The organism is Streptomyces sp. NPDC013457 (genome assembly GCF_043089925.1).
Taxonomy (GTDB): domain Bacteria; phylum Actinomycetota; class Actinomycetes; order Streptomycetales; family Streptomycetaceae; genus Streptomyces.
In genome coordinates this window covers 448,555-474,804 of record NZ_JBICBL010000002.1, presented here as the reverse complement: position 1 = coordinate 474,804, position 26,250 = coordinate 448,555, and the positions used below count along the sequence as shown (strand labels likewise).

The following is a 26,250-nucleotide window of genomic DNA, read 5'->3' as shown; positions in this document are numbered from 1 at the left end:
GCAGCCCGGCCCCGTGTTCCGCGACGTCGGCGCGTTCCTCGGCGTCGGCCGGAGGTCAGTTCGTGGTCTCGGGGCGCGCCGTCTTCTCCCATGGATAGGCGGCCCGGCGCGGGTCGGGGGCCGTGATCGCCTGCGGCGGCTGCTGCCCGGGGGCCGCCGTGTCGGGACGCTGCCCCGCGGCCGCTCCGTCCGCCTCGGCGGACGCCGACGCGGACGAGGCGGCCCGGCCGTCGGCCTCGCCGGGCCACACCTGTCCACGCTCGGCGCCCGGCGCGGCGGAACCCGCGTCGGGCCAGGAGAAGTCGTCCGAGGCCGGGTCCTGGGCGGTCGCCCCCGACCAGTGGCGCAGCGCGCCCGCCTCCAGGTCGATCTGGGCGCTGAGGGAGCTCAGGTCGTCCTCGGCGAACCGCCGCGCCCGGTCCCTGGCCGCCCAGCGCAGCGAGTCGGCCGAGTGCGTGATCCGCTCCGTGCGCTCCCGCAGGTCCTTGAGCTGTGCGGCGACCCTCGCCCGGTCGGGCTCGCGCTCCAGGCGCTTGAGGTCCTCGTCCAGCTCACGGCCGTGGGCGGTGAGACGCTGGAAGAGGTCGAGCGACTCCTTCAGCGAGGCGTCCTCGGCCACCCCGGCCTGCAGGGCGTCCTGCGTCGCGCGCATCGAGGTGCGCAGGGAGAGCCGCAGCTGTGCCAGTTCCCCGCCGACGCCGGCCTGCCCGAAGCTCTTGGCGCGCAGGGTGGTGTCCTCGACGGTGCGCCGGGCCTGGTGGATCGTGCGGTCGACGCCGCGTTTGGCGGCCTTGACCGCCTTCACGGTCGCGTAGACCCCCAGCGCCACGAAGGCGAAGAAGAGCAGCGCCATGATCACAATCGCGGCTTCCATGTGCGCCCCTCCGGCGTGGGTCGAGTTCCCTCGGCTGTCGTTCTTCCACGGTAAACGGAACGGGCAGGCCGGTGGTTCCCTGGGAACCCCCAACCTGCCCGTAGGGGAAAGCCCCCATGCCGTGCCGTGCGGCTGTCAGGCGACGATGTTGACCAGCTTCGGCGCGCGCACGATCACCTTGCGGATCTCGGCTCCGCCCAGCGCCGCGACCACGTTCGCGTCACCCAGCGCCAGCGCCTCCAGCTCCGCGTCCGTGATCGCCGGGGAGACCTCCAGCCGGGCCTTGACCTTGCCCTTGATCTGCACGACGCAGGTCACGGTCTCGTCCACGACGTACGCCGGGTCGGCGACCGGGAAGTCCTGGTGGACGACCGAGTCGGTGTGGCCCAGCTTGCGCCACAGCTCCTCGGCGATGTGCGGTGCCAGCGGGGCGACCAGCAGGACCAGTCGTTCGGCGACCGAACGGGCGACCGGGCCGCCCACCTTGGTCAGGTGGTTGTTCAGCTCGGTGACCTTGGCGATGGCGGTGTTGAAGCGCATGGCCGCCATGTCCTGCGAGACGCCGTCGATCGCCTTGTGCAGGGCGCGCAGCGTGTCCGCGTCGATGCCGGCGTCCTCGGTGTCGACGACCGTCGCCTCGCCGGTCGACTCGTCGACGATGTTGCGCCACAGCCGCTGCAGCAGCCGGTACTGGCCGACCACCGCGCGCGTGTCCCACGGGCGGGAGACGTCCAGCGGACCCATCGCCATCTCGTACAGACGCAGGGTGTCGGCGCCGAACTCGGCGCAGATCTCGTCCGGCGTGACGGCGTTCTTCAGGGACTTGCCCATCTTGCCCAGGACGCGGCTGACCTTCTCGCCCTCGTACCAGAAGGCGCCGTCGCGCTCCTCCACCTCGGCCGCCGGCACGGCGATACCGCGCGCGTCCCGGTAGACGAAGGCCTGGATCATGCCCTGGTTGTACAGCTTGTGGAACGGCTCGGCCGAGGAGACGTGCCCCAGGTCGAACAGCACCTTGGACCAGAACCGCGCGTACAGCAGGTGCAGTACGGCGTGCTCGGCGCCGCCGACGTACAGGTCGACGCCACCGGTGGGCATGCCCTCACGGGGGCCCATCCAGTACTGCTCGATCGCCGGGTCGACCAGCTTCTCGGAGTTGTTCGGGTCCAGGTAGCGCAGCTCGTACCAGCAGGAACCGGCCCAGTTGGGCATGGTGTTGGTCTCGCGGCGGTACTTCTTCGGTCCGTCGCCCAGGTCCAGCGTGACGTTGACCCAGTCCTCGTTGCGGGACAGGGGCGTCTCGGGCTGGGTGTCGGCGTCGTCCGGGTCGAAGGTCCGCGGCGAGTAGTCGTCGACCTCGGGCAGCTCCAGCGGCAGCATCGACTCGGGCAGCGAGTGCGCGATGCCGTCCTCGTCGTAGACGATCGGGAAGGGCTCGCCCCAGTACCGCTGGCGGCTGAACAGCCAGTCGCGCAGACGGAAGTTGACGGTGCCCTCGCCGATGCCGCGGTCGGCCAGCCAGGCGGTGATCCTCGCCTTGGCCTCGACGACGCCCAGGCCGTCCAGGGAGATCTCGTCGTTCGCGGAGTTGACCAGCTTCGCCTCGTACGAGGCGAAGGCGTCGTCCCACGTGGACGGGTCGGTGCCACGGTCGTCGCTCGGCTCGACGACGCAGCGCATCGGCAGCTCGAAGGCGCGGGCGAAGGCGAAGTCGCGGGTGTCGTGCGCCGGGACGGCCATGATGGCGCCGGTGCCGTAGCCCATCAGGACGTAGTCGGCGATGAAGACCGGGACCTGCTCGCCGCTGACCGGGTTGGTCGCGTACGCGCCGGTGAAGACGCCGGTCTTGTCCTTGGCCTCGGCCTGGCGCTCGACGTCGGACTTGGAGGCGGCCTGCTTGCGGTAGGCGGCGACGGCGTCGGCCGGCGTGGCGTGCCCGCCCGTCCACACGTCGTGGGTACCGGCCGGCCACGCGTCCGGGACGATCTTCTCGACCAGGTCGTGCTCCGGGGCCAGGACCATGTAGGTGGCGCCGAACAGGGTGTCCTGGCGGGTGGTGAAGACGGTGATCGCGCCGGTCTCACCGACCTGGAAGTCGACGCGGGCGCCCTCGGAGCGGCCGATCCAGTTGCGCTGCTGCAGCTTGATGGCCTCGGGCCAGTCCAGCGCGTCCAGGTCGTCCAGCAGGCGGTCCGCGTAGGCGGTGATGCGCATGTTCCACTGGCGCAGCTTGGCCTTGAAGACGGGGAAGTTGCCGCGCTCGGAACGGCCGTCGGCGGTGACCTCCTCGTTGGCCAGGACGGTGCCCAGGCCGGGGCACCAGTTGACCGGCGCGTCGGAGGCGTAGGCCAGGCGGTACTCGCTCAGGGCGTCGGCGCGCTCGGCGGCGCTCAGCTCGCTCCACGCGCGCGTGGAGGCGCCGGGGATCTCACGGGTGCCGTTCTCGAACTGCTCGACCAGCTCGGCGATCGGACGGGCCTTCTTCGCCTCGCCGTCGTACCAGGAGTTGAAGATCTGCAGGAAGATCCACTGCGTCCACTTGTAGTACTCCGGGTCGATCGTCGCGAACGACCGGCGCTTGTCGTGGCCCAGGCCCAGCCGGCGCAGCTGGACCTTCATGTTCTCCATGTTGGCCTCGGTGGACACGCGCGGGTGCGTGCCCGTCTGCACGGCGTACTGCTCGGCCGGCAGGCCGAAGGCGTCGAAGCCCAGCGTGTGCAGCACGTTGTGCCCGGTCATGCGCTGGTGGCGGGCGAAGACATCGGTGGCGATGTAGCCCAGCGGGTGACCGACGTGCAGGCCCGCACCCGAGGGGTAGGGGAACATGTCCATGATGAACTTCTTGGGGCGTGCCGCGATCGCCGCGTCACCCGCCAGGTCACCGGTCGGGTTGGGAGCCTCGTAGGTTCCCTCGGCGTCCCAGAAGTCCTGCCAGCGTGCCTCGATGTCGGCGGCCATGGCCGCCGTGTAACGATGCGGGGCCGCCGTCTCGGCAGCCGAATTCATCTCGCTCATGATCCTTGAAGCTCCATCGATCGTCTCTGCCCACTGCCCGCGAACTGCACTGCCACGAAATGAAAAATCCCCTCGCACAGGAGGGGACGCCGCGCCGATTCCGACCGGATCTTTCATCCGTCGGGACTGATCAGCGCGGCTCGCTAAGCAGAAGGCGTACGGCACGCATGGCGTCAGGGTACCGCAGGGCCCGTGCGGGCCGCACCGGCGTTCCACCGTGCGGCCGGGCCGCCCGAGCCGCCCGGGTTACTCCGCGTATCGCCCTTATCCGGGGCAACCCAAAAGTCAGTTACGCGTCCTGCGCGCTGTAAACGTGCAAACCACCTACCGCCTGGTATGGGGCGACCTAGCATGCGGCAACGGGACCTCTTAATCCGCACCATTCGGAGTCGCCCCCATGAACCCTCATCGCAAGATCCGCTCCACTCCCGCCCAGCGCACCGGTTTGAGCAGACCGGCGCAGGGCGGGATATCGGCCGCGGCCCTGGTGATCATTCCTTTGCTCGCCATCGTCGGCAGTGACGGATTCCGGGCCGCGCTCGACTTCACCAGCGGCGTGCTGTCGCTGGTGTCCCTGACCGCGTCGGTCGCGTGGGGTCTGATCGCCACCGACCGGCTGTTGCTGTCGACCCGGCACCGGCTGCTCGCCCAGGGCATCCATCGCGCCACCGCGATCGCCTCGCTCGGCTTCCTGCTGCTGCACGGCACCGTCAAGGTCTCGCTCGGCCATGTGGAACTCATCGGCGCGCTCATCCCCTTCGGGCTGGGCATCACGGGCACGTCGGCGCTCATCGGCTTCGGCTCGCTCGCCGGACTCCTCATGGTCGTCGCCGCGACCACCGGAGCGCTGCGCAGCGCACTGGCCGGCCGCGGCCGCTTCGCGGCCCGCTGGCGGCCGCTGCACATGCTGGCCTACCCGGCCTGGTGCTTCGCCCTCGTGCACGGTCTGTACACGGGGCGGCCGGCCGCCACCTGGGTCGTGGTCATGTACTGCCTGGCTCTGACCGCGGTCGCCTCCGCCGTCTCGCTCAGGATGCTGCCCGCCCCGACGCAGCGGGCGCTCGCCGACCGGTTCGCCGGGCTCCTCGCCTCCCTGGAAGGCCGTACACGGCCCCTGGAGCGCGACCGCGCCGAGCTGCCCGGCCTGGCCACAGCACCGGCCGAACCCGCCGTCACGTTCGGCGAGGAGCCACGCTACGAACCCCCCACCGTGTCCACCGAGTGGCTCGACCGCCCCACGCCCGGCGTCCCCGGCGGCTTCTCCGCCGCCTACCGCGCGGTGTCCCGCGCCACCGCCGCGCCCGAGCCCCCTCCCTACACCCCCGAAGGCACTGCCCCGCTCGCCGAACGCATCCCCCTGACCGAGGAGCTCCCCGTCGTCCCCGACACACCCGTCCGTCCCGGCTACTGGCCCTCTCCCTCGCCCCCGATGCCGACGTACACGACCCCACCCGCGATGCAGTCGTACGAGGAGCCGCCCGCGGCGCCGATGTACACGGCCCCGCCCTCCGTCCCGGCGTACTCCACCCCGCCCCCGGTGCCGACGTACACGACCCCGCAGCCGACCCCGACCTACGCCACCCCGCCTCCCGCGGGTGAGCCCTGGACCGCACCCGCAGGAGACCGCCCGTGAACGCCCCGCTCCCCGACGTCCCCGAGGTCCGCGTCGTCGGTCTGCCCCAGCTCACCCAGGGCTTCGACCTGGTCGAGCGGCTCGGCCTCGACATGCACCTGAAGGTGCACGGGCCCCTGGATCCCATGAGCGGCGACCAGCTCGCCCAGCTCGCGGACGACATATCCCTCCACGGGCGCGGGGGCGCCGGGTTTCCCTTCGGCCGCAAACTCAGAGCGGTCGGCAAGGCGGCGATCCGCCGCGGAGTGCGCCCCGTCGTCGTCGTCAACGGCAGCGAGGGCGAGCCCGCCTGCCGCAAGGACACGGTCCTGCTCAACCGTGCCCCGCACCTGATCCTGGACGGCGCGCTGCTGGCCGCAGAGGCGCTCGGCGCCCGGACGCTGATCGTCGCCGTGACGCGCAACTCCACGGAGATCTCCATCCGGTCGGCGCTCGCCGAGCGGGGTCTCACCGACCGGCGCGGGCAGCCGCTGCGCGCGCGTGTCGTGCGGACTCCGGAGCGGATGGTCTCCGGAGAGGCCTCGGCGGTGATCCGCGCGGCATCGGGCGGGCCCGCCCTGCCGGCCGGCCGCCGGGAGCGCGCGGCGGAGTCGGGCGTGGGCGGCGCGCCGACGCTGCTGTCCAACGCCGAGACGTACGCCCAGCTGGCGATAGCCGCCCGGGTCGGCCCACGCCGCTACGGGCACTCCGGTCTGGACTCGGAGCCCGGCACGGTCCTGCTGACGCTCTCCGGGGCGGTGGCGCGCCCCATGGTCGTCGAGGTGCCGACGGGTGTCCCGCTGCGGTACGTGCTCCAGCTGGCGGGCGCCCCGCTGCTGCCCCAGGGCGTCCTCACGGGCGGCTACCACGGCAACTGGATCGACTCGGTCTCGGTCGACAACGCCGTCGTCTCGCGCGCGTCGCTGGCGGCCGTCGGCGGCGCGCTGGGGGCCGGGGCGATCCTGCCGATCGGCCCGGAGACCTGTCCGCTCGGCGAGTCGCTGCGGGTCGCGAACTGGCTGGCGGCGGAGACGGCGGGACAGTGCGGACCCTGCCGGCTCGGGCTTCCCGCGGCGGCGGGCGGACTGTCCGACGTCCTGAACGGAGGCGGCCCGGCCGCCCTGGAGGCGCTGCGGGAGGTCACCCAGGCGGTCAAGGGCCGCGGCGCCTGCAAGCACCCTGACGGTTCGGCCCGCTTCTTCGCCTCGACCCTCTCGGCCTTCACGGACGATCTGGCCGCCCATGTCCTCGACGGCGGCTGCGGCCGGCCGACGGTCGGTGTGCTGCCGCTCCCCGCCCCCGGCTACCAGGACGCGGAGGAGTCGATTCCGAGCGGCGAGAAGCTGGCGGTGGACTGGACGCTGTGCCAGGGCCACGGGCTCTGCGCCGACATCGTGCCGGAGCTGATCAGGCTGGGCCCCGACGGCTACCCGGCGCTCGCCGACGCCTCCGTGCCGATGCATCTGCGGGGCCGGGCGCAGCGGGCCGTACGCCGCTGTCCCGCGCTGGCCCTCCGGATCGAGCAGGGGCCCCAGGAGCGGCCGGCCCTGCCGCCGGGCGGTGGCCGTAAGGCACTGGGCAGCGGACGGGGTTGATCCCCGGACCACCGGAAACGAAGAAGCGGACCATCCGATTCGGATGGTCCGCTTCTCTTTCTGTGGAGCTAAGGAGAATTGAACTCCTGACCTCCTGCATGCCATGCAGGCGCTCTACCAACTGAGCTATAGCCCCTTGCTGTCCGCCTCGTCCGGGTTTCCCCCGCGGCGACAGACAGAACATTAACCGGCTCCCCGTGGGATCACCAAATCGTTTCCCTGGCGGCCCGACGGCGACGGGTAGGGTCCCCCTCTGTGACCGTGTCCGTGCTCGCCCGAACCCGCGCCCGCCAGTGGCCTCTCGCCACCGCCGCGGCTGCCTGTCTCCTGTCGTTCATAGCGTTCTGGGTGGCCCAGCGGCTCGCCCACGTGAACATGCTCGACGTGATGGTCTACCGGGCGGAGGGGGAGACGGTCCGGGCCGGGGGCGACCTCTACGCGATGCGTGCCACCTCGGCGAACCTCGCCATGACCTATCCGCCCTTCGCGGGGCTGCTGTTCGTCCCGCTGACGTTCGTGGGCGTTCCGCTGATGCGGACACTGACGACCGCGGGGAACCTGCTCCTCGTGCTCGCGCTGGTCCAGCTCTCCCTGCAACTGGTCCGCCCGTCCCTGCCCGGAGCGCGGCTGTGGCGCGCGGCGCTGCTGGTGGCGGCGGTCGTGGTCTGGTGCGAGCCGGTGTGGACGACCCTGCGGTACGGGCAGATCAACCTGCTCATCGCCGTGGCCGTGCTGTGGGACTTCACACGGCGCGAGGGGAACCGCTGGGCGGGAGTGGGCATCGGTCTGGCGACTGCGGTGAAGCTCACACCGGGACTCTTCGTGGTGTTCCTGCTGGTCGCCGGGGTGCTCCGGTGGCGCCGGGAGAGGCGCTGGAACCAGTGGCTGCGCACGGCCGCCACGGCGACGGGGGTGTTCCTCGCGACGACCCTGGCGAGCGCGCTGGCCCTGCCGTACGACTCCAGGCGGTTCTGGACCGAGACGCTCTTCGAGACGGGGCGGGTCGGCTTCGCCGAGGAGACCGCCAACCAGTCGCTGCGTGGAGTGCTGGCCCGGCTGATGCACACCGACGACCCGGGCCTGTGGTGGCTGGTGGTCGCGGTGCTCTTCGGAGGCGCGGCGATGGCGCTCGCGGTACGGGCCGCGCTGCGGGGGGACAAGGCCCTGGCCGTCGTGGTCTGCGCGATCACGGCGCTGATGGTCAGCCCGATCTCCTGGTCCCACCACTGGGTGTGGTGCGTCCCGCTGCTCGTTCTGCTGGTGGAGCGCCGTGACCAAGTGCGGCCGCGCTGGGCCGCGGGGGCGGTGGCGCTGGTCTTCGCCTCGTTCGCGCTGTGGTGGGTGCCACACGACCCGGGCCGCCCCGAACTCGACCAGAACGCCGGTCAGATGCTGCTGTCCGCGGTCTATCCGCTGACCATGACGGTGCTCTTCGCGGGTTACGCGCTGGCGCGCCGGCGTCAGGCCGTGGCGAAGGAGTAGAACCGCTTGAGGGTGCAGTGCTCGTCGAGGAGACGGCCGTAGATCGGCTCTCCTTCGAGCTCGCGGTACGTCTCGATCGGGTCGCCCTTTATGATCAGCGCCCGCGCGCACTCCTCGCACCAGTACTGGTACTCGGCATTGACCGGATCCATGTCCCTGACGATGGGCGTACCGCTGCCGCACCAGTCGCATTTCCGCCTGTGTGCTCCCATCACTCAGCTCCAGCTGTGGCCGCAGGACGTGCACACATAGGACACTCCGCCGTTGTCACCGAGCATTTGGGCCACCTGGGCGGAACCGCACGAGGAGCAGTCGAGCCGCGGTCCGGCCCCCTCGACGGCGGCGCGGACCGCGCGTGGGACCGCGTCTGGGACCGCTGCGGGCTCGGCGACAGCATGGGCCTCGGCATCCTCGGCACCACTCACGGCCAACGCGCACTCCCCTCCCGCCCGGACCCTCGTTCCCCTCCGGCCGTCCGATTCTGCCATGGCCCCGCAAGGGGGTCAGGCGCGTCGGCGTACGAGGGCGGTCGACGCGCCCAAGATCGACGCGGCGGCGAGCGCGAGAGCGCACGCCCAGAGCGCGTCGGCGGAGGCGGGCGCCCCCGGCGCGTCCAGCCGGCCGAGGAAGAGGGTGCCGAAGGTCGCCACGCCGATCAGCTGGCCGAGCTGGGTCACGGTGGCGAGCAGGCCACCGGCGTCGGCGGCGTCCTCGGGCCGCACCCCGGCCAACGCGCCGGTCAGCGCGGGGCTGAAGGCCAGCGCGAGCCCGCCGCCCATGGCCGCGAGCGCCAGGTAGAGCACCCCGCCGCCGCTGCCGCCGTCCTTGAGCAGGCCTCCGACGGCGGCCGCCGCGACCGCCGCGACGAGGAATCCCCCGGGGATCAGGAAGCGCTGACCGCGGGCGGGCCAGCGGCGCCAGGTGAGACCGACCGCGCCGAAGACGACGGCGGCCGGCGCGAAGGTCAGCCCGGCGCGCAGGGCGCTGTACCCGAGCCCTCCCTGCAGGTGCAGGGTGATGGTGAAGAGGAACCCCGCGTTGACGGCCATCGCCACACCGATCCGGATCGCGGCCCGTCCGATCCCGGGGGTGCGCAGGACGCGCGGAGAGAGGAGCGGGGCGCCGCCGCGGCGGGCGAGCCGCGACTCGTACGCCCCGAAGACGGCGAGGACCACGGCGGACGCCGCGAGCGAGAGCCAGGCCCACAGCGGCCATCCCTCCTCCTGCCCGAGGACCAGGGGGACGGTCAGGAGGGAGACGGCGGCGGCGAGCAGGACCAGGCCGGGCAGGTCGAGGGAGCGCGAGCGTTCCGGTTCGGTGCGCGCGTCGGGCGGCAGGACGCGGGCGCCGAGGGCCAGCAGGGCCAGGCCGATGGGGACGTTGACGAGGAACACCGGCCGCCAGCCGCTGCCGAACAGATCCGCGCTGACGAGGACTCCGCCCGCGACCTGGCCCGCGGCGGCGCCGGTGGCCAGCACCGCGGAGTACGCGCCGAGCGCGCGGACGCGGGCCTCCCCAGTGAAGTTGCGCTGGATGAGGCTGAGCACCTGCGGGATCATCAGGGCGGCGCCGGCGCCCTGGACGATCCGGAAGGCGATCAACTGGCCCGTTCCCGCGGCCAGTCCGCAGGCGAGCGAGGCGGCGGTGAAGAGGGCGAGTCCGCCGAGGTAGGTACGGCGGTGGCCGAGCCGGTCGCCGAGGCGCGCGCCGGTGATCAGCAGGACCGCGTAGGCGACGGTGTATCCGGCGACGACGAGCTGAAGTCCCGCTCCGGAGGCGGAGAGTTCGGTACGGATGGTGGGTGCGGCGACGTTGACGATGAAGACGTCGAGCAGCGCCATGAACTGGGCGGCGAGCACCACCGCGAGCAGCATCCGCCGCCGGTTGTCAGTGCCGCCGTCTTTACTGAGTACGGGACGTGTTGAGGTCGTCGTCATGTCAGGGAGCCTGACGCCGATCCGATACGAGTAACGAGAGCCCGCCGATGCTGGTACTGACACCACCTGGCAACGGCGGCGGGGGGACTCGATCATGGGGGTGTGACGATCGTGGCAACACCGACACCGCGCCGGCGCAGGCACGAACTGGCCGCGTTCCTGCGCAGCCGCCGGGCCCGGGTGACGCCGGAGGACGTGGGCATGCCACCAGGCCTGCGCCGCCGCACGCCCGGGCTGCGCCGCGAGGAGGTGGCCCAGCTCTCCGGCGTCGGCGTCACCTGGTACACCTGGCTGGAACAGGGGCGCCCGATCAACGCCTCCGCCCAGGTGCTGGACGCGGTGGCGCGTGTCCTCCGGCTCGACCGGCCCGAGCGGGAGCATCTGTACCACCTGGCGGAGGTGCCGTTCGCACCCGACCAGAGCACCGAGGACGTGGACGTCGTCAGCCCGGAGATCCAGGGCATCCTGGACGCCCTGGCGCCCCATCCGGCGGTCGTCTACAACAGCCGGTACGACGTGCTCGCGACCAACTCCCCCTACCGGCTGCTGTTCTCCGTCCCGGAGATGAGAGCGCCCGGCGTCCGCAACGTCCTGTGGACGCTCTTCACGATCCGCGACGCGGACTGCCCGCTCGTCGACAAGGAGCGCGAGCTGCCGCTCATGGTCGCCCAGATGCGCGGGGCGTACGGCCGGCACGTCGGCGAGCCCGCCTGGGAGTCGTTCGTCCGGCGGCTGTCGGAGGCGAGCCCGGAGTTCGCGCGAATGTGGCGGAGCGGCGATGTCGTGCCGCCCCGCAGCCAGATCAAGACGTTCCGTCACGACGCGGTGGGCGTGCTGCGGCTGACGTCGGTGTCGCTCTCGATCAACGGGATGCCGGAGTGCCGGATCGTGGCGTACACGCCGAACGACGAGGAGAGCCGGCGGGCCGTAGAGACGCTGTGCGTCGAGGAGGTGGACACCTGGGAGTGACGGAAACGACGAATCCCGCCCCCTGGCGGGGACGGGATTCGGTGACTGTGGAGCTAAGGAGAATTGAACTCCTGACCTCCTGCATGCCATGCAGGCGCTCTACCAACTGAGCTATAGCCCCTCGTGTTCTTCGCGCTCCGCGCTGCGAACAAGAAGAACTTTAGCCTGTGACCTGCCGGAAAGTGAAATCCGGGTCTGCGGGCCGCTCAGTCGTCGTCGCCGAGGACCGGCTCGGGCAGCGTGCCGGCGTTGTGCTCCATGAGCCGCCAGCCCCGGGCGCCCTCACCGAGGACGGACCAGCAGCAGTTGGAGAGCCCGCCGAGGCTCTCCCAGTGATGCGCCTCCAGGCCGAGGAGCCGTCCGATGGTGGTGCGGATCGTGCCACCGTGGCTCACGACGACGAGCGTGCCGTCCTCGGGCAGCTTGTCGGCGTAATCCAGGACCACCGGGGCGGCCCGGTCGGCGACCTCGGTCTCCAGCTCGCCGCCGCCCCGGCGCACGGGCTCGCCGCGCTTCCAGGCGGCGTACTGCTCGCCGTACAGCGCGACGATCTCGTCGTGGGTCAGCCCCTGCCACTCCCCCGCGTACGTCTCGCGCAGGGCGGAGTCGTGCGCGACGGGGTGACCGGTGAGCGCGGCCAGCTCGGCCGCGGTGGCCGCCGCCCGCTTCAGGTCGGACGCGATGATCGCGTCCGGCTTGAGCGAGGCGAGCAGCCGAGCGGACCGGCGCGCCTGGGCGACACCGGTCTCGGTCAGCTCGATGTCCGTGGAGCCCTGGAAGCGGCGCTCCAGGTTCCACGAGGTCTGACCGTGCCGCCACAGGACGATGCGGCGGCCGCTGCCGCCTCTGGCGGTGCTCAGCTCAGCTCACCGTCCGTCCCGTCGGCGGCACCCGTCAGCGCGGCGTGCTCGGCGGCCTTGCCGCGGGTCTTCAGGGCGTCCTCGGGGAGGGGAAGCTCGGGGCAGTCCTTCCAGAGCCGCTCCAGGGCGTAGAAGACCCGCTCCTCGCTGTGCTGGACGTGGACGACGATGTCGACGTAGTCGAGGAGGATCCAGCGGGCGTCGCGGTCGCCCTCACGGCGGACCGGCTTGGCGCCGAGGTCCTTGTTCAGCCGCTCCTCGATCTCGTCGACGATCGACTTGACCTGGCGGTCGTTGGGCGCGGAGGCGAGCAGGAAGGCGTCGGTGATCGACAGCACATCGCTGACGTCGTACGCGATGATGTCGTGCGCGAGCCGGTCGGCCGCCGCCTGGGCGGCGGCGTTGACGAGCTCGATGGAGCGATCCGTGGCGGTCACAAGCAGGCTTTCGTCGGCGGTCAGAGACACATCAAGGGTCTCACGTACCGCCGACCGCCCCGCAAACGATTACGAACGGGTCACTTCTTGCTCCCGGGGATCTTGTAATCCTGGCCCAGGACCACCGTGACCGCCGCGTTTCCGACGGGCTCGCCCTTCTTGACCGCGGTCTCCGGGAGGCCGAGGGTCTTGGCGACCTCGACCGCGGTCGGCTTCTGGGCGTCTTCGCCGTAGAGGACCTGCGAGCTCTTCTGCGTGCCGGCCTCCGTGCCGCCCACGAAGGCGAAGCCTCCGTTGACCAGGACGACCCTGGCGGCCTCGGTGGCGTCCTTGCCGGTCGCGTCGCGGACCGAGACGCGGACCGCGCCGCCCTGCTCGGGCGGGGTGACCTTGCCGCCGAGGATGTCCTTGACCACGCTGTCAGCCGCGCCCTCACCGAGGGAGCCGTCCTGCTGCACCGGGAGGACCGCCGTCTTGTAGTCGCCGCCCTTGGCGTGCTTGGCCAGCCCGGCGAGCGAGGCGCCGAGGTCCTTCTCGGGCAGGGAGGGGTCAAGGATCATGACCAGCGTGGCGATCGTGTCCGCGTTGGCCTTGGGGTCGTCGGACATCTTCCGCAGCACGGCGTACATGACCTGGCCGAAGCGCTGGAGCTGCTTGGCCTCGGCCTCGCCGGGCGCGCGGTAGGTCGCGTAGGCGACGGCGGCGCGGCCGTTCAGCGTCTGGTTCTCGCCCTTGGTGACGAGCGGGTCCTCGCCCTTCTTGTCGCTGGGCACGGTGACGTCGGTGGTCAGGTCGATGTTGCTGACGATCTCGACCAGGTTCTCCAGGTACGGGGTGTCCAGCCGCCAGGTGCCGGCGATCTCCGTACCGAGGAGGTTGCCGATCGACTCGCGGGTGCCGCTGGACCCGTCGTCCTCGACGGACTTGGCGAGGGTGGTCGAGGTGCCGTCGTCGGTGGAGACGGAGAGCGCGTTCGGGAGCAGCACGGTGGTGCCCTGCCCGGTCGTCGTGTTGTCGACGAGCAGGGCGGTGGAGGTGCCGCCGCCCTTGAGGTCGTGGAGGTGGACGACGATCGTGTCGCGCTTCTGCGGGCCGGTCGCGGTGTTCTGCTTCTGCTCCTCGCCCGCGAAGCCGGGGAGCTTGCCGGCGGACCAGAGGTAGCCGACCCCTCCGACGGCGGCGAGGGCGAGGACCACGATCAGGGCGACGACCCGGTTGCGGCCCTTGCGCCTGGCCTCCTCGCGCCGCTCGGAGCGGCTCTCGGTGAACTTCAGCCAGTCGATGACGTCTTCGGAGTCCTCGTCGGGCTCCTCGATGAACGAGAACTGCTCGGTGCGGTAGTCGCGCTCGCCGCCGTCCTCGGGCGCGGAGCGCGGGCCCGGCACACCGGCCGGAGCGGCCACGGGGGCGGCCGGAGCGGGAGCCGGCGCCGCTTCGGGCTGTACGGCCCACTGCTGCCCGGTCTCGTACGAGGAGTATCCGTAGCCCTGCTGCTGCCCGTGCTGCCCGTACGGGTCGTACTGGGGCTGCTGGGACGTCTGGGGCTGCTGGGGCTGGGCGGGCTGCCCGTAGGCGTCGTAGCCGTACCCCTGCTGCGGCGCCTGCGGCTGCTGCGTGTGCGGCCGGTCCTGCGGCTGCTGCTGCGCGTACGGGTCGTAGGCGTCGTACGGCTGCTGTGACTGCGGTGGGACCTGCTGGTACACCGGTTGCCCGTACTCGTCGTAGCCGATGATCTGCGGCTGCGGGTAGTACGGGTCGTACGGGTTCTGATCGTTCACCGGTGCCCCTCTCCGAGGCTCACTCGCCGCGGTACAACTGGCGCTTGTCGATGTAGCGCACCACGCCGTCCGGCACCAGATACCAGACCGGGTCGCCCTGCGCGACCCTCGCCCGGCAGTCGGTGGACGAGATGGCGAGCGCGGGAACCTCGACCAGCGAGACGCCGCCCTTGGGCAGGCCGTCGTCCGTGAGGTCGTGGCCCGGCCGGGTGACGCCGATGAAGTGGGCGAGCGAGAAGAGCTCCTCGGCGTCGCGCCACGTGAGGATCTGCGACAGCGCGTCGGCCCCCGTGATGAAGAAGAGGTCCGAGTCGCCGTTGAGGGAGCGCAGGTCCCGCAGGGTGTCGATCGTGTACGTCGGCCCACCGCGGTCGATCTCGATCCGGCTGACCGAGAACTGCGGGTTGGACGCCGTGGCGATGACCGTCATCAGATAACGGTCCTCGGCCGGCGAGACGGCCTTGTGGCTCTTCTGCCACGGCTCGCCGGTCGGCACGAACACCACCTCGTCGAGGTGGAACAGGGCGGCCACCTCACTGGCGGCCACCAGGTGCCCGTGATGGATCGGGTCGAACGTTCCGCCCATCACGCCGAGTCGGCGCTTGCCGCGGCCGCCAGTAGACACTTCCTGCTCTCCCATGCGTGCAGAGCCTACTGGCACGGCAGCGGGCGCCTTCGGTCCGGTCGCCGGCTCAGCGGTCGCGGTTGAAGCGGGTGGTGATCCACAGCAGCAGGAGCAGCGCGCCGAACGCGCCGAAACCGGTGAGGTAGGGGCTGAGGCTGTCGTGGTTGCCACCGTGCTCGGCGCCTTCGGCGAGCGTGACCAGGTTGGCGGCGGTGCTGTGGAGGCTCATCTTCTACAGGACCTATCGATCGGGGACGGGAGCGAAGACTTCGCGGACATCGTATGCGGGCCGTCCGGGCACGCTCACGCCGACTCAGTCGTTGTCCCGGCTGTCGTACCCCGTCGCGGCCCACCGTGCCCGAGTTATCCACAGGCTCCGGTGGCGATGGACCCCAGCACCTAGGCTGGGACGCGTCAGGGGGACGAGCAAGGTCTCGTACGAACAGGGGGCATCCATGACCGAGAAGTCCGACAACGACCGGGGGAACGTGCCGAGCAGGCAGCGCAGGCGCTTCCCCGGCATCTCCTCACGCGCCTACGAGCACCCCGCGGACCGCTCGGCGCTCGTGGCCCTGCGCAAGCTCACCGGCTTCGACACGGTCTTCAAGGCCCTCAGCGCGCTGCTGCCCGAGCGCAGCCTCCGACTGCTCTTCCTCTCCGACTCCGTGCGGGTGAGCGACGCCCAGTTCGCGCACCTCAACGACATGCTGCGCGACGCGTGTTACATCCTGGACCTGGAGAAGGTCCCGCCGATGTACGTCACGCAGGACCCGAAGCCGAACGCGATGTGCATCGGCCTGGACGAGCCGATCATCGTGGTCACCACGGGCCTCGTGGAGCTGCTCGACGAGGAGGAGATGCGGGCGGTCGTCGGCCACGAGGTGGGCCACGCCCTCTCCGGTCACTCCGTGTACCGCACGATCCTGCTGTTCCTCACCAGCCTGGCGGTCAAGGTCGCCTGGATCCCGCTGGGGAACGTGGCGATCATGGCGATCGTGACGGCGCTGCGGGAGTGGTTCCGCAAGTCCGAGCTGTCCGCGGACCGCGCGGGCCTCCTGGCCGGTCAGGACCTCCAGGCGTCGATGCGCGGTCTGATGAAGATCGCCGGCGGCAACCACCTGCACGAGATGAACGTGGACGCGTTCCTCGCCCAGGCTGACGAGTACGAGAAGGGCGGCGACCTGCGCGACTCCGTCCTGAAGATCCTCAACGTGCTCCCGCGCACGCACCCCTTCACCACGGTCCGGGCGGCCGAGCTGAAGAAGTGGTCCGAGACCCGGGACTACCAGCGGATCATGGACGGGCACTACCCGCGGCGGTCGGAGGACAAGGACACCTCGGTGACCGACTCCTTCCGGGAATCGGCCGGGCACTACGCCGATTCGGTGCGCACCAGCAAGGATCCGCTGATGAAGCTGGTCGGTGACATAGCCGGCGGCGCGGGCGACCTGGCGAACGACCTGGGCGGGAAGCTGCGCAACCGGTTCGGCGGCGGAGCACCCGGCACGGACGGCGGCGCGGGCGACGGCGGTGGCGCCGAGGGCGGTCAGAAGGAGGGCTGAGCGCTCGGGGCGAGAGTCCCGCAGAGCGAGGAGACGGCCGGCCGGCCTGTGGCGTACGGGTCGGTGACGGCCGCCCCGCCGGGATCCGGGGCTCGCTCGCCGGCGAGCAGCGGGTGCAGCGTGCCGGACGGGTCGGTTCCGCAGGCCTGCGGACCGGCCTGGACGGTGCTGGCCAGCAGTTCGGCACGGTGCATCCGCAGGTCTTCACGGTCGAAGCGGAAGTGCGTCTCGCGGTGCACGGTGAAGAGCGACGCCTCGCTCACGGGCCCGGCGCCCGAGGCAGCGGGGCGCAGGGCGTAGGTGAAGGTGTGGTCCGAGGTGACCTCCAGCATGTCGGTCGCCGTCTCCGCGAAGCGGAGGGTGCCCTGGACGCGGATGCCGGGGGACGCCAGGGCGACCTGGGCGGGGTCGAACCGCACCAGCCAGCCGGCGACCGCGTGGCGGCCGTCGTCGAGCGAGGCCTCGACGCTCTGGTCGAACTGCGCCAGCTGGTCGGGGTCCACGAGCAGCCGGGCGGGCCGGACCGTCGCGCCCTTCAGGACCTCGGGGTCCAGTGAGGACGCCACGAGGTAGTCCTTGGCGATCGCCAGGGCGGCCACGACCTGGCTCTCCGAGAAGTGCGTGGTGCGTCCCGTGACCGGGAGGTTGATGCCGGCGGCGCCCGTGCGGTACTCGGCGGCGGGGCTGTGGGCGAACAGCTGGGCGGGCTCGCCGCCCGGCACGGGGCTCTGCGGGGCGAGCGGGACCATGGTGATCCGCAGCGGTTCGGCGCGCTGGTCGACGGGGGGCTGGTAGGGGTTGCGGACGCCGAGGTAGATGGCCGTACCGAACGCGAGGAGGATCAGCAGGACCAGCATGAGGGCCTGGCGGGAGCCGCTTCTGGCCTCCCTCCAGGTGGGGCGGGAGCGCACGGCCTGGGAGTGCTCGCCCATCCGCTCCTCGGCGGAGAACTCCTGGAGCCGGGCAGCGCGGACGAACGACTCGTCGAAGACGACGGATCGGTACTCGTCCTCACCACCGCCGGGGTCGGGAACCGGCCCCTCAGGCGGGTCGCCACGCCCTGCCATACCTTCAGAGTAGGTCGGACGGGGCTCGGGTAAACGCCCAGGTACACGACAAGTTCCGAAGAATTCCGACGAAACCCCCGGCCACCAGGGCGCATGACCCCGAAGCTCGGATCGGAGGGTTCAGGGCGTCCGGGGGACGGCCGGGGCGGGGGGCGCGGAGTACTCGGCGGAGGCCGAGGGCGCGGTGACCGCCGGAGGGCTCACCCGTGGCTTGTCGATGCCGGTGGTGGCGGGTGCGGGGACCTGGTCCTGCCGGTTGGCGGAGGCGCCTCGGTAGACCGCGGTGAAGGCGAGGGCGACCATGCCGACACCCATCACGAGGGCGAGCACCCAGGCGACGGGCCGGTGCCAGCGGGCGCTACCCCGGTAGGGGCGCAGGGCGCCGCCGTGGGGGCCGTAGGGACCCGAGTCGTCGTCGAGGTCGTCCGGGTCGTACACGTGGCCGTAGTGGCCCCCGAGGGGGTCCGAGAGGTCGTAGCCGTCCTCGCGGAGATCGTCGTCGCCCGGTCCGCCGCCTGCCCGGGCACGGGCGGCCTCCGCCTCGGCGCGCGCCTGGGCGGCCGCGAGCAGGCGCTCCACGGCGGTCGGCTCATGGACCTCGGCGGCCCGTACGAAGTCCTCGTCGAACACCACGGTGGCGAAGTCGTCCGCGCCCCCGCGGTCGTCAGCGTTCTCAGGGTCCCTGCCGTCCGGGAACGGCTTGCCCCCCACGTCGTCCGGCACGTTTTTCAGAGTAGACCTGGGAGGTGGTTTTGGGCAGGGAGAGTGCGAACTATCCCCGCCCGTCCGGCTCCCCGATCGCCCTGCGGGGGCGGGGCCGATCGGGGGATTCGGAGGTCAGCGCGTGTGGCCGTCGCCGGTGACGATGTACTTCGTCGAGGTCAGCTCCGGCAGGCCCATCGGCCCACGGGCGTGGAGTTTCTGGGTCGAGATGCCGATCTCGGCCCCGAAGCCGAACTGGCTCCCGTCGGTGAAACGGGTGGACGCGTTGACGGCGACCGTCGTGGAGTCGACCAGCTGGGTGAAGCGGCGGGCGGCGGCCTGCGAGGTGGTGACGATCGCCTCGGTGTGGCCGGAGGACCAGAGCCGGATGTGTTCGACGGCCTTGTCGAGGGAGTCGACGACGGCGGCGGCGATGTCGTAGGAGAGGTACTCGGTCTCCCAGTCCTCCGGGGTCGCGGGGACGACGGTGGCCTTGGAGCCCTCGGCCTGGGCGAGGACCCGCTCGTCGGCGTGGACGGTGACCCCGGCGTCCGCGAGGGCGGCCAGGGCGCGGGGCAGGAAGGCGTCCGCGATGTCCCGGTGAACGAGGAGGGTCTCGGCGGCGTTGCAGACGCTGGGGCGCTGCGCCTTGGAGTTGATCAGGATGTCGACGGCCATGTCGAGGTCGGCCTGGGCGTCCACGTAGACGTGGCAGTTTCCGGTGCCGGTCTCGATGACCGGGACGGTGGACTCCTCGACGACGGTACGGATCAGGGAGGCGCCGCCGCGCGGGATGAGGACGTCGACCAGGCCGCGGGCGCGCATCAGCTCCCGTACCGAGTCGCGGGACTCGCCGGGGACGAGCTGGACGGCGTCGGCGGGCAGTCCCGCGCCGCCGACGGCGTCGCGCAGGACCTTCACCAGGGCGGTGTTGGAGGAGTAGGCGGAGGACGAGCCGCGCAGGAGGACGGCGTTTCCGGCCTTGAGGCAGAGGGCGGCGGCGTCCACGGTCACGTTGGGACGGGCCTCGTAGATGATGCCGACGACACCGAGGGGGACGCGGACCTGGCGCAGGTCGATGCCGTTGGGGAGGGTCGAGCCGCGGACGACCTCGCCGACCGGGTCGGGCAGGGCGGCGACGTCGCGCACGTCGGCGGCGATGGCTCGGACCCGCTCCGGGGTGAGGGTGAGCCGGTCGATGATCGACTCGCTGGTGCCGGCCTCCCGGGCACGGGCGATGTCCTCGGCGTTCGCCTCGACGATCTCGGCGGTGCGGACCTCGAGGGCGTCCGCGATCGCCAGCAGGGCGTCGTCCTTGGCCGCGCGCGGAAGTGGCGCGATTTCGGCGGCGGCGGCGCGGGCGCGGTAGGCGGCCCGGGCGACCGGGGACAGGTTGTCGAGGGGCGTGAGCGAGGTCATGCCCGCAGGGTACTGGCACCTCTGCGGACATCCCTCACGAATGCCGTTCGCATCCCGCACTCCGAGACGGCCGTCTCGGTGGCCGCGTGGGCCGCGGTGACGCCGGTCTCAGTACGGGTGGACGCCCACCGGGGCGGCCGGCGGGGGGCCGTAGCCCTCGGCGATGCGCTGGTGGTAGGTCTCGCGGTCGATGACCTCCAGGCCGACGATCTCCCAGGGCGGCAGCTTGGCGCTCTGCCGGTGCTCGCCCCACAGCCGCAGCGCGACCGCGGCGGCATCGTGCAGGTCACGGGCCTCTTCCCAGTACCGGATCTCGGCGTGATCATTGGCATAGCGGCTGGTCAGCAGGAAGGGATGGTCGTGGGCCAGCTGTTCGAGGCCGCGCCTGACCTCCTTCAGCGGGGCCTCGGCGCCCGAGACGCTGAGGGTGATGTGCCAGAGCTTCGAGGCGACCACCGGTCGCTCCTCGACGCGTGTCCCAGCTGTGTCGGTGTCCTGTCCCTCGTCGAAGTCGGCTCCGGCCTCGACACTGGTCAGGGCGCGTTCGGCAGTCCCGCGGGGCGGTGCCCCTGGGCGCGCTCGTCTCACCGGCGGCCTCCTGATTGATGCGTGTGGTGCTGTACCCCGCCCTTGTCTTGTCCCCGAGACAAAGTTGACCAGCCCGAGGCGGCGTCCGGGGCGGTTTTGGTAAAGGTCCCTACCGGATGGCCGGTCTTTCGGCCGTTTCTCCACACGGCTCTCACGCAGCGGCCCGTCAGGGGCGGACGACGACCAGATCGTCGCGGTGCACGACCTCCCGCTCGTACTCCGGGCCGAGCTCCCTGGCGAGCTCGGGCGTGGAGCGGCCGAGCATCCGGGGGATCTCCTTGGCGTCGAAGTTGACGAGGCCGCGGGCGACGGCGCGGCCGTCGGTGTCGCGCAGCTCGACCGGGTCGCCGGCCACGAACTCCCCTTCCACGGAGGCGATTCCGGCCGCGAGGAGCGACTTCTTGCCCTGGACGACGGCCCGTACCGCGCCCTCGTCCAGGGTCAGGTGACCCTGCGGGGTGGAGGCGTGGGCGAGCCAGAGCAGCCGGTCGGCGGAGCGGCGGCCGGTGCGGTGGAAGTACGTACCGGTGTCGCGGCCGGAGAGGGCGTCGGCGGCGCGGACGGCGGAGGTGAGGACGACGGGGATGCCGGCGGCGGCGGCGATCCGGGCGGCCTCGACCTTGGTGACCATGCCGCCGGTGCCGACCCCCGCCTTTCCGGCGGAGCCGATCTCGACGTGTGCGATGTCCCCGGGGCCCGCCACCTCCGCGATCCGCGCGGATCCCGGCTTGGCGGGGTCGCCGTCGTAGAGCCCGTCGACGTCCGAGAGCAGGACGAGCAGGTCGGCTCGGACGAGATGGGCGACGAGGGCGGCGAGCCGGTCGTTGTCGCCGAAGCGGATCTCGTCCGTGGCGACGGTGTCGTTCTCGTTGACGACCGGCAGGGCGCCCATGGCGAGGAGCTGGTCGAGGGTCCGGTAGGCGTTGCGGTAGTGCGCGCGCCGGCTGGTGTCGTCGGTGGTGAGCAGCACCTGCCCGACGCGTACGCCGTAGCGGGCGAAGGAGGCGGTGTAGCGGGCGACGAGCAGGCCCTGGCCGACGCTGGCGGCGGCCTGCTGGCGGGCGAGGTCCTTGGGCCGGCGGGTGAGGCCGAGCGGGGCGAGACCGGCGGCGATGGCGCCGGAGGAGACCAGCACGATCTCCTTCTCGCCGCCGCTGCGGACCGTGGCGAGGACGTCGACGAGGGCGTCGACCCGGTCGGCGTCCAGGCCGCCGGAGGCGGTGGTGAGCGAGGAGGAGCCGACCTTGACGACGATCCTGCGGGCTTCCTTCACGAACTGCCTTGCCTCTGTCACCTGTACCGCCGTCACCTGCGTCGCCCTCATTCCGATGTCTGCCAGGCAATCTACGCGAGCGGGGACGGACGGCGCCCGTCCATTCCGCTGAGTGGAACGGCCGGGCGGCACGCGGCGGAACCTGCCGGCGGCGCGGCGGAACCTGCCGGCGGCGCGGCGGAACCTGCCGGGGGCGCGTACGCGTGACGGTCACGCGGCGCCGCCCGGCCCGTCGTCACCGGCTGGCGACGGAGTCCGACCCGACGCCCGCGTCACCGGCGGGGCCCGCGGCGCCCGCCTGTGCCTTCCGGCCCCCGGGCACGAGGATCTTCTTCGCCAGCAGGTAGGTGAACGGGATGGCGACGACGGCCGCGACCAGCGGCGCGATCCGGTCGTCCATCCCGGCCCACGTCACCAGCGCGTACAGGCCGACGCTCTGCACCAGGTAGTTGGTGAGGTTGGTGAGCGGGAAGAGCGCGAACTTCTTCCAGGTGGGGCGGGTGCGGTAGGTGAAGTAGGTGTTCAGGAAGAACGAGCCGACCATGCTGAGCACGAAGGCGAGGGAGTACGCGGCGAAGTACGGCATCCAGGGGTGCAGCAGCAGGTAGCAGCCGTAGAACGTCCCCGTGTTGATTGCGCCCACCACGCCGAAGCGGACGATCTGTCCGAGCTGACCGCGCATCACATCTCCCGTTCGGTCGCCGCGACGCGGGTGCGGCTGCCGTCGCGGCGGCCCGCGGCGTAGGCACTGCCGGCGATGGGGCGGCGCCTCGTGGAGCGGTCGGTCTCCTTGACGAGGAAGTGCGGCCGGCGCTTGGTCTCGTAGTAGATCCGGCCGATGTACTCGCCGATCAGTCCCAGCATGATCATCTGTACGCCGCCGAGCCCGACGATGATCGCGACGAGGGTGACATAACCCGGGGCACTGACGCCCTGGGTCAGGGCGGCCACGACGATCCAGATCGCGTACAGCGCGGCGAGACCGGTGAGCGTGAGACCGAGCCAGATGGCGATGCGCAGGGGACGGTTGTTGAAGGAGATCAGCCCGTCCATGCCGTAGTTGAGCAGGGAGCTGAACTTCCACTTCGTCTCGCCCGCCTCGCGCGCGGCGTTCTGGTAGTCGAAGGTGACGGTGTCGAAGCCGATCCAGGAGAAGAGCCCCTTGGAGAAGCGGTTGTACTCGGGGAGCGACAGCAGCGCGTCCACGGCCGCGCGGGAGAGCAGGCGGAAGTCGCCGACGCCGTCGGTCAGTTCGACGTCGATCCACTTGTTGACACCGCGGTAGTAGAGCCGGCTCAGGGCGCTGCGGAGCTTCTTGTCGCCCTCGCGGGTGCGCCGGGCGATGATCTGCTCGTGGCCCAGCTCGTGGAGTTCGAGCATCCGCTGGATGAGCTCCGGCGGATGCTGGAGGTCCGCGTCCATGATCACGACGGCGTCGCCGGTGGCCTCGCGGAGCCCGGCGAGCATGGCGGCCTCCTTGCCGAAGTTCCGGCTGAAGGAGACGTAGCGGGTCTCCTTCTCGAACTCGGCCGCGATGGCGCGCAGCCGGAGGAAGGTGCCGTCCCCGCTGCCGTCGTCGACGTAGCAGATCTCGTACGTGACGGGCAGGGCGCCCAGCACCTCACGGATGCGGGCGTCGAACTGGTCGATCACCGCTTCCTCGTTGTAGCAGGGGACAACGACGGACAACTTGATCATGAACGTTGGCTCCTGAACGACGAGCGCGATCTACGGGACGGGTGGTCGGTACGAGACGAACCGGCGGTGCGTGTACGGAGCAGGTGGGCGGCGGTCACGGCGAGCAGCAGCGCCGCGGCCGCACCGCTCGCCGCGAGCCCGAGCCGCAGCCCGGGGGTGCGGTAGGAACAGGCGAGCCGCGAGGCGCCGTCGCCGAGTTCCACGGCGATCAGGCCGCCGAGCGTGCGCGGCACACGCGCCGGGCCGCCGTCGACGGCGCACAGCCAGCCGGGGACGGCGGGCACGGAGAGGACCGCGGTCCCTGCCGTACCGGGCGCGAAGGCGGCGCCGATGCCGTGGCCGGAGGAGTCCACGCGGCCGGGGCCGGTGGCGCGCAGCTGCCGCACGGTCCGGTCGAGCGCGGCGCGGTCGAGGCAGCCGACGGGGCTCTCCGGGATGTACTGGCGCTGCGCCGAGCGGACCCTGACCGCGACCCGGCCGTCGGCGGGGACGGTCCCGAGTCGGTACAGCGGGTTGCTGGTCATGGGGTACCTGCCGGCGGGCCGGAGGGTCGTGCCGAGGGCGTCGACCCGGCCGCGCAGCCAGGGCGCGTACCAGTACGCCTCCGAGCCGGGGGCGCAGACGGCGGTGAAGGACGTCCCGGCCGCGTCCGCTCCGTCCGCGCCGAGTGGCCAGCCGCGACCCGGGACCGGCCGGGGGCCACCGCCGCCGCGGGCGAGCCTGGGCACCTCGTAGAGACGCGCGCCCATCACCCGTTCCTGGCGGGAGAAGAGCGAGACGTCGCGGACGGTCCCGTCGAGGGGCGTGCCGGCGGGCCGCAGGGTGACGACGGGAGGGGCGAGGGCCGAGCGCCGGACGAAGCCGTCGGGTCCGGCGTCCGGTTCGAGGTAGGTGCTCACGCCCATGACGGCGCGGCCGACCGGGTCGTCGAAGCTGCGCGTGTGGCGCCCCTGGATGTACCAGCCGGCGCCGAGCCGGTGCAGGGCGTCGGCGGTGACCGCCGGGAGGTAGCTGCTGTAGTAGCCGCCGCCCTGCCCGGCGAGCAGCATCGGGTCGTTGGAGGCGAACGAGTGCGGGCCGGGGTCGGTACGGCTCGCGGGCCACGCGTCCGCCGCCTTCAACTGCCCGTACGCGGCGAGCGCCTGGCTGTCGAAGGTGCGCTTGGGCTTCCACCACTCGATGGCGTCGCGGATCCGTGTCGTGGACAGGACCGTGTACGAGGAGGAGAGGAAGACGGCCCCGGCCAGGGCCACCGTGAGGCCGCGGCGCACGCGGCGGTCGCCTCGGAAGCGGTCCAGCGCGAGGAGCAGACCGAGGAGGACGAGGCCGCCGGCGGCGAGGATCCAGGGCCCCGTCACCATGTACGCGGTGGTGCTCACGCTCAGGACCAGGACGAGCACCAGGGCGCCGCCGCGGAGCAGTTCGGGGAGGCGGGGCCGCCGGGCGAGCGCCAGCCAGGCCACGCAGACCAGCACGGCCGTGAGGGCGATCGAGGCGCGGTAGGGGCTGCCGTTCGGCATGGCCAGTCCGTGCCAGAGCAGGATCGTGGGCTTCCAGACCAGGGAGCAGGCCATCAGCGCGACCAGGGCGAGCCAGGCGACCCGCTCCCTGCCCGGCGCGCGGCGGACGAAGGGGTAGGTGGCGACGAGGAGCAGGGCGAGCATGCCGACGGAGATGTGCGGCACCCGCCCGACGAGACCGCCCGGGATCAGGTGCGCCAGGTAGTCGAGGGGCGCGGGCGGGCCCTGGTAGACGGCCTCGGGGGCGGGCTGGGAGAGCTTGCTGGCCTTGAGGCCGACGGTCAGCACGGGCGCGGCGAGCAGGATCCCGGCGCCGGTCATGGAGACGGCCCGCGCCACCACGCGCAGCCGCTCCGCCACGGGCCGCCCGTCCAGCAGCACCCGTACCAGCAGGATCAGGGCCATGCCGATGGTGGCCATCGCGGCGGTGTAGAAGTTGCCGGCCCAGCAGACGGTCACGAGGAGCGCGCCGGTCACCCAGCGGCGGCGGCGCAGGCACCAGTCGTAGGCGATGCCGAGGAGCGGGAGGGCGACGAGCCCCCACATCCACATGGGGTCGGAGAATCCGTCCGAGACCATCCAGGCACTCAGTCCGAATCCGACCGAGAGCAGCGCGCGCAGCCAGGGACTTCCCTCGTGGAGCCGGCCGAGAAAGACGGTCATGAGCGCGGCGGCGAGACCGACGCTGAGCAGCGTCACCAGAAAGACGGGGAACTCGACGCTGTGCCGCGGGAAGATCCCGACCAGCCACGAGAACGGGTTCATCAGATAGGTGAAGAAGTCGGCGAGAAAGGGCGTGCCGTATCCGCTGGCCCAATTGAAGAAGAGGTCGCCATGGGCTTCGCCGTGCATCAGGTCCCGGAGGTGCGCGTGGAACGGCACGAACTGATTGCCGAGGTCGTTCACCGCGCGGGATCTGCCGCCGAAGGGATAGGTACCGTGCACGGCCATGGCGAGGCAGTACGCCGCCATGGCGGTCACGGCGGCGAAGCAGGGCGCGGTCCGCCGCGCCCTGAGGTCTCCGGAGAGCGCCGGTCCGGTCCGTGTCAGCCCTGGAGAGGAATCGTCTCCTCGCCGGCCGGCGCCCTTCTCAAGCGAGGGATTCAGCACGGCGGACATCCCTGAATTCCGAACTCCTGGTCGACATTCGAACGGCCCGTCACTTTCCCTCGTCCATTTATGCACAAACAGGTTATGACCCGATGCGCACACTTCTCTTGGAAGAGGACGGAGCCGA

23 protein-coding genes and 2 tRNA genes are annotated in these 26,250 nt (G+C 71.6%); 5 read left to right on the top strand and 20 right to left on the bottom strand.

The window, feature by feature from the left end:
- Positions 1–55 precede the first annotated feature (55 nt).
- Both ACF1G2_RS07630 and leuS read right to left on the bottom strand, forming a co-directional pair.
- Positions 56–874: a hypothetical protein gene (locus ACF1G2_RS07630; RefSeq protein ID WP_391797369.1), complete on the bottom strand. Its 819-nt coding sequence runs from the start codon at positions 872–874 to the stop codon at positions 56–58.
- Positions 875–1,009: 135 nt separating this feature from the next.
- A complete protein-coding gene (leuS, locus tag ACF1G2_RS07625; RefSeq protein ID WP_391797368.1) occupies positions 1,010–3,889 on the bottom strand; it encodes a leucine--tRNA ligase in 2,880 nt (959 codons plus the stop codon).
- A gap of 397 nt (positions 3,890–4,286) precedes the next feature.
- Here leuS and ACF1G2_RS07620 point away from each other — a divergent pair, with 397 nt between their 5' ends.
- Both ACF1G2_RS07620 and ACF1G2_RS07615 read left to right on the top strand, forming a co-directional pair.
- Entirely contained in the window at positions 4,287–5,522 is a 1,236-nt protein-coding gene (locus ACF1G2_RS07620) for a hypothetical protein (protein WP_391797367.1), read from the top strand.
- On the top strand, positions 5,519–7,096 hold the full coding sequence (locus ACF1G2_RS07615) for an NADH-ubiquinone oxidoreductase-F iron-sulfur binding region domain-containing protein (RefSeq protein ID WP_391797366.1): 1,578 nt from the start codon (positions 5,519–5,521) through the stop codon (positions 7,094–7,096). Before ACF1G2_RS07620 ends, ACF1G2_RS07615 begins: the two co-directional genes overlap by 4 nt.
- A 63-nt stretch (positions 7,097–7,159) precedes the next feature.
- Here ACF1G2_RS07615 and ACF1G2_RS07610 read toward each other — a convergent pair.
- A tRNA-Ala gene (locus ACF1G2_RS07610) sits at positions 7,160–7,232 on the bottom strand.
- Between the two features lie 119 nt (positions 7,233–7,351).
- On the opposite strand from ACF1G2_RS07610, the gene ACF1G2_RS07605 reads away from it, so the two are divergent.
- On the top strand, positions 7,352–8,578 hold the full coding sequence (locus tag ACF1G2_RS07605) for a glycosyltransferase 87 family protein (protein WP_391797365.1): 1,227 nt from the start codon (positions 7,352–7,354) through the stop codon (positions 8,576–8,578).
- Here ACF1G2_RS07605 and ACF1G2_RS07600 read toward each other — a convergent pair.
- The 3 genes from ACF1G2_RS07600 to ACF1G2_RS07590 form a co-directional block, all read right to left on the bottom strand.
- Positions 8,557–8,790: a hypothetical protein gene (locus tag ACF1G2_RS07600; protein WP_260226316.1), complete on the bottom strand. Its 234-nt coding sequence runs from the start codon at positions 8,788–8,790 to the stop codon at positions 8,557–8,559. The two genes, ACF1G2_RS07605 and ACF1G2_RS07600, sit on opposite strands and share 22 nt — an antisense overlap.
- Before the next feature lie 3 nt (positions 8,791–8,793).
- A complete protein-coding gene (locus ACF1G2_RS07595; RefSeq protein WP_391797364.1) occupies positions 8,794–9,009 on the bottom strand; it encodes a hypothetical protein in 216 nt (71 codons plus the stop codon).
- 72 nt (positions 9,010–9,081) lie between these two features.
- A complete protein-coding gene (locus ACF1G2_RS07590) occupies positions 9,082–10,452 on the bottom strand; it encodes an MFS transporter (protein WP_391797585.1) in 1,371 nt (456 codons plus the stop codon).
- Between the two features lie 165 nt (positions 10,453–10,617).
- Here ACF1G2_RS07590 and ACF1G2_RS07585 point away from each other — a divergent pair, with 165 nt between their 5' ends.
- Entirely contained in the window at positions 10,618–11,484 is an 867-nt protein-coding gene (locus ACF1G2_RS07585) for a helix-turn-helix transcriptional regulator (RefSeq protein WP_391797363.1), read from the top strand.
- A gap of 48 nt (positions 11,485–11,532) precedes the next feature.
- On the opposite strand, the gene ACF1G2_RS07580 is transcribed toward ACF1G2_RS07585, so the two are convergent.
- The 6 genes from ACF1G2_RS07580 to ACF1G2_RS07555 form a co-directional block, all read right to left on the bottom strand.
- Positions 11,533–11,605, bottom strand: a tRNA-Ala gene (locus tag ACF1G2_RS07580).
- An 85-nt stretch (positions 11,606–11,690) separates the two neighbouring features.
- The gene (locus ACF1G2_RS07575) at positions 11,691–12,344 is read right to left on the bottom strand and encodes a histidine phosphatase family protein (protein WP_391797584.1); all 654 of its coding nucleotides are present in this window, start codon (positions 12,342–12,344) and stop codon (positions 11,691–11,693) included.
- On the bottom strand, positions 12,341–12,781 hold the full coding sequence (gene rsfS, locus ACF1G2_RS07570) for a ribosome silencing factor (RefSeq protein WP_362371226.1): 441 nt from the start codon (positions 12,779–12,781) through the stop codon (positions 12,341–12,343). Before rsfS ends, ACF1G2_RS07575 begins: the two co-directional genes overlap by 4 nt.
- Positions 12,782–12,861: 80 nt before the next feature.
- A complete protein-coding gene (locus ACF1G2_RS07565; RefSeq protein ID WP_391797362.1) occupies positions 12,862–14,559 on the bottom strand; it encodes an LCP family protein in 1,698 nt (565 codons plus the stop codon).
- 19 nt (positions 14,560–14,578) lie between these two features.
- On the bottom strand, positions 14,579–15,199 hold the full coding sequence (nadD, locus tag ACF1G2_RS07560; RefSeq protein ID WP_352187874.1) for a nicotinate-nucleotide adenylyltransferase: 621 nt from the start codon (positions 15,197–15,199) through the stop codon (positions 14,579–14,581).
- A 52-nt stretch (positions 15,200–15,251) separates the two neighbouring features.
- A complete protein-coding gene (locus ACF1G2_RS07555; RefSeq protein WP_015033566.1) occupies positions 15,252–15,413 on the bottom strand; it encodes a hypothetical protein in 162 nt (53 codons plus the stop codon).
- A gap of 226 nt (positions 15,414–15,639) precedes the next feature.
- Between ACF1G2_RS07555 and ACF1G2_RS07550 the strand changes: the two genes are divergently transcribed.
- Positions 15,640–16,746 (top strand): M48 family metallopeptidase, encoded by a 1,107-nt coding sequence (locus ACF1G2_RS07550; protein WP_391797361.1) that lies wholly within the window; start codon positions 15,640–15,642, stop codon positions 16,744–16,746.
- Here the strand turns inward: ACF1G2_RS07550 and ACF1G2_RS07545 are convergent.
- The 8 genes from ACF1G2_RS07545 to ACF1G2_RS07510 all read right to left on the bottom strand — a co-directional run bounded on the left by ACF1G2_RS07545 (position 16,731) and on the right by ACF1G2_RS07510 (position 25,985).
- Positions 16,731–17,813, bottom strand: a complete 1,083-nt coding sequence (locus ACF1G2_RS07545; RefSeq protein ID WP_391797360.1) for a hypothetical protein — start codon at positions 17,811–17,813, stop codon at positions 16,731–16,733. The genes ACF1G2_RS07550 and ACF1G2_RS07545 overlap by 16 nt on opposite strands.
- Positions 17,814–17,933: 120 nt before the next feature.
- The gene (locus ACF1G2_RS07540; protein WP_391797359.1) at positions 17,934–18,536 is read right to left on the bottom strand and encodes a hypothetical protein; all 603 of its coding nucleotides are present in this window, start codon (positions 18,534–18,536) and stop codon (positions 17,934–17,936) included.
- A gap of 114 nt (positions 18,537–18,650) precedes the next feature.
- A complete protein-coding gene (locus ACF1G2_RS07535) occupies positions 18,651–19,934 on the bottom strand; it encodes a glutamate-5-semialdehyde dehydrogenase (protein WP_391797358.1) in 1,284 nt (427 codons plus the stop codon).
- Positions 19,935–20,042: 108 nt separating this feature from the next.
- Positions 20,043–20,522 (bottom strand): hypothetical protein, encoded by a 480-nt coding sequence (locus tag ACF1G2_RS07530; protein WP_352187868.1) that lies wholly within the window; start codon positions 20,520–20,522, stop codon positions 20,043–20,045.
- A gap of 166 nt (positions 20,523–20,688) precedes the next feature.
- Entirely contained in the window at positions 20,689–21,816 is a 1,128-nt protein-coding gene (gene proB, locus ACF1G2_RS07525) for a glutamate 5-kinase (protein WP_391797357.1), read from the bottom strand.
- A gap of 214 nt (positions 21,817–22,030) precedes the next feature.
- Positions 22,031–22,477: a GtrA family protein gene (locus ACF1G2_RS07520; protein WP_391797356.1), complete on the bottom strand. Its 447-nt coding sequence runs from the start codon at positions 22,475–22,477 to the stop codon at positions 22,031–22,033.
- Positions 22,477–23,493 carry a glycosyltransferase family 2 protein gene (locus ACF1G2_RS07515; protein WP_391797355.1) on the bottom strand — a complete coding sequence of 339 codons (1,017 nt, stop codon included), beginning with the start codon at positions 23,491–23,493 and terminating at the stop codon, positions 22,477–22,479. The genes ACF1G2_RS07520 and ACF1G2_RS07515 overlap by 1 nt, the downstream gene beginning before the upstream one ends.
- Positions 23,490–25,985 carry a YfhO family protein gene (locus tag ACF1G2_RS07510; RefSeq protein ID WP_391797583.1) on the bottom strand — a complete coding sequence of 832 codons (2,496 nt, stop codon included), beginning with the start codon at positions 25,983–25,985 and terminating at the stop codon, positions 23,490–23,492. The genes ACF1G2_RS07515 and ACF1G2_RS07510 overlap by 4 nt, the downstream gene beginning before the upstream one ends.
- Positions 25,986–26,250: the final 265 nt, after the last annotated feature.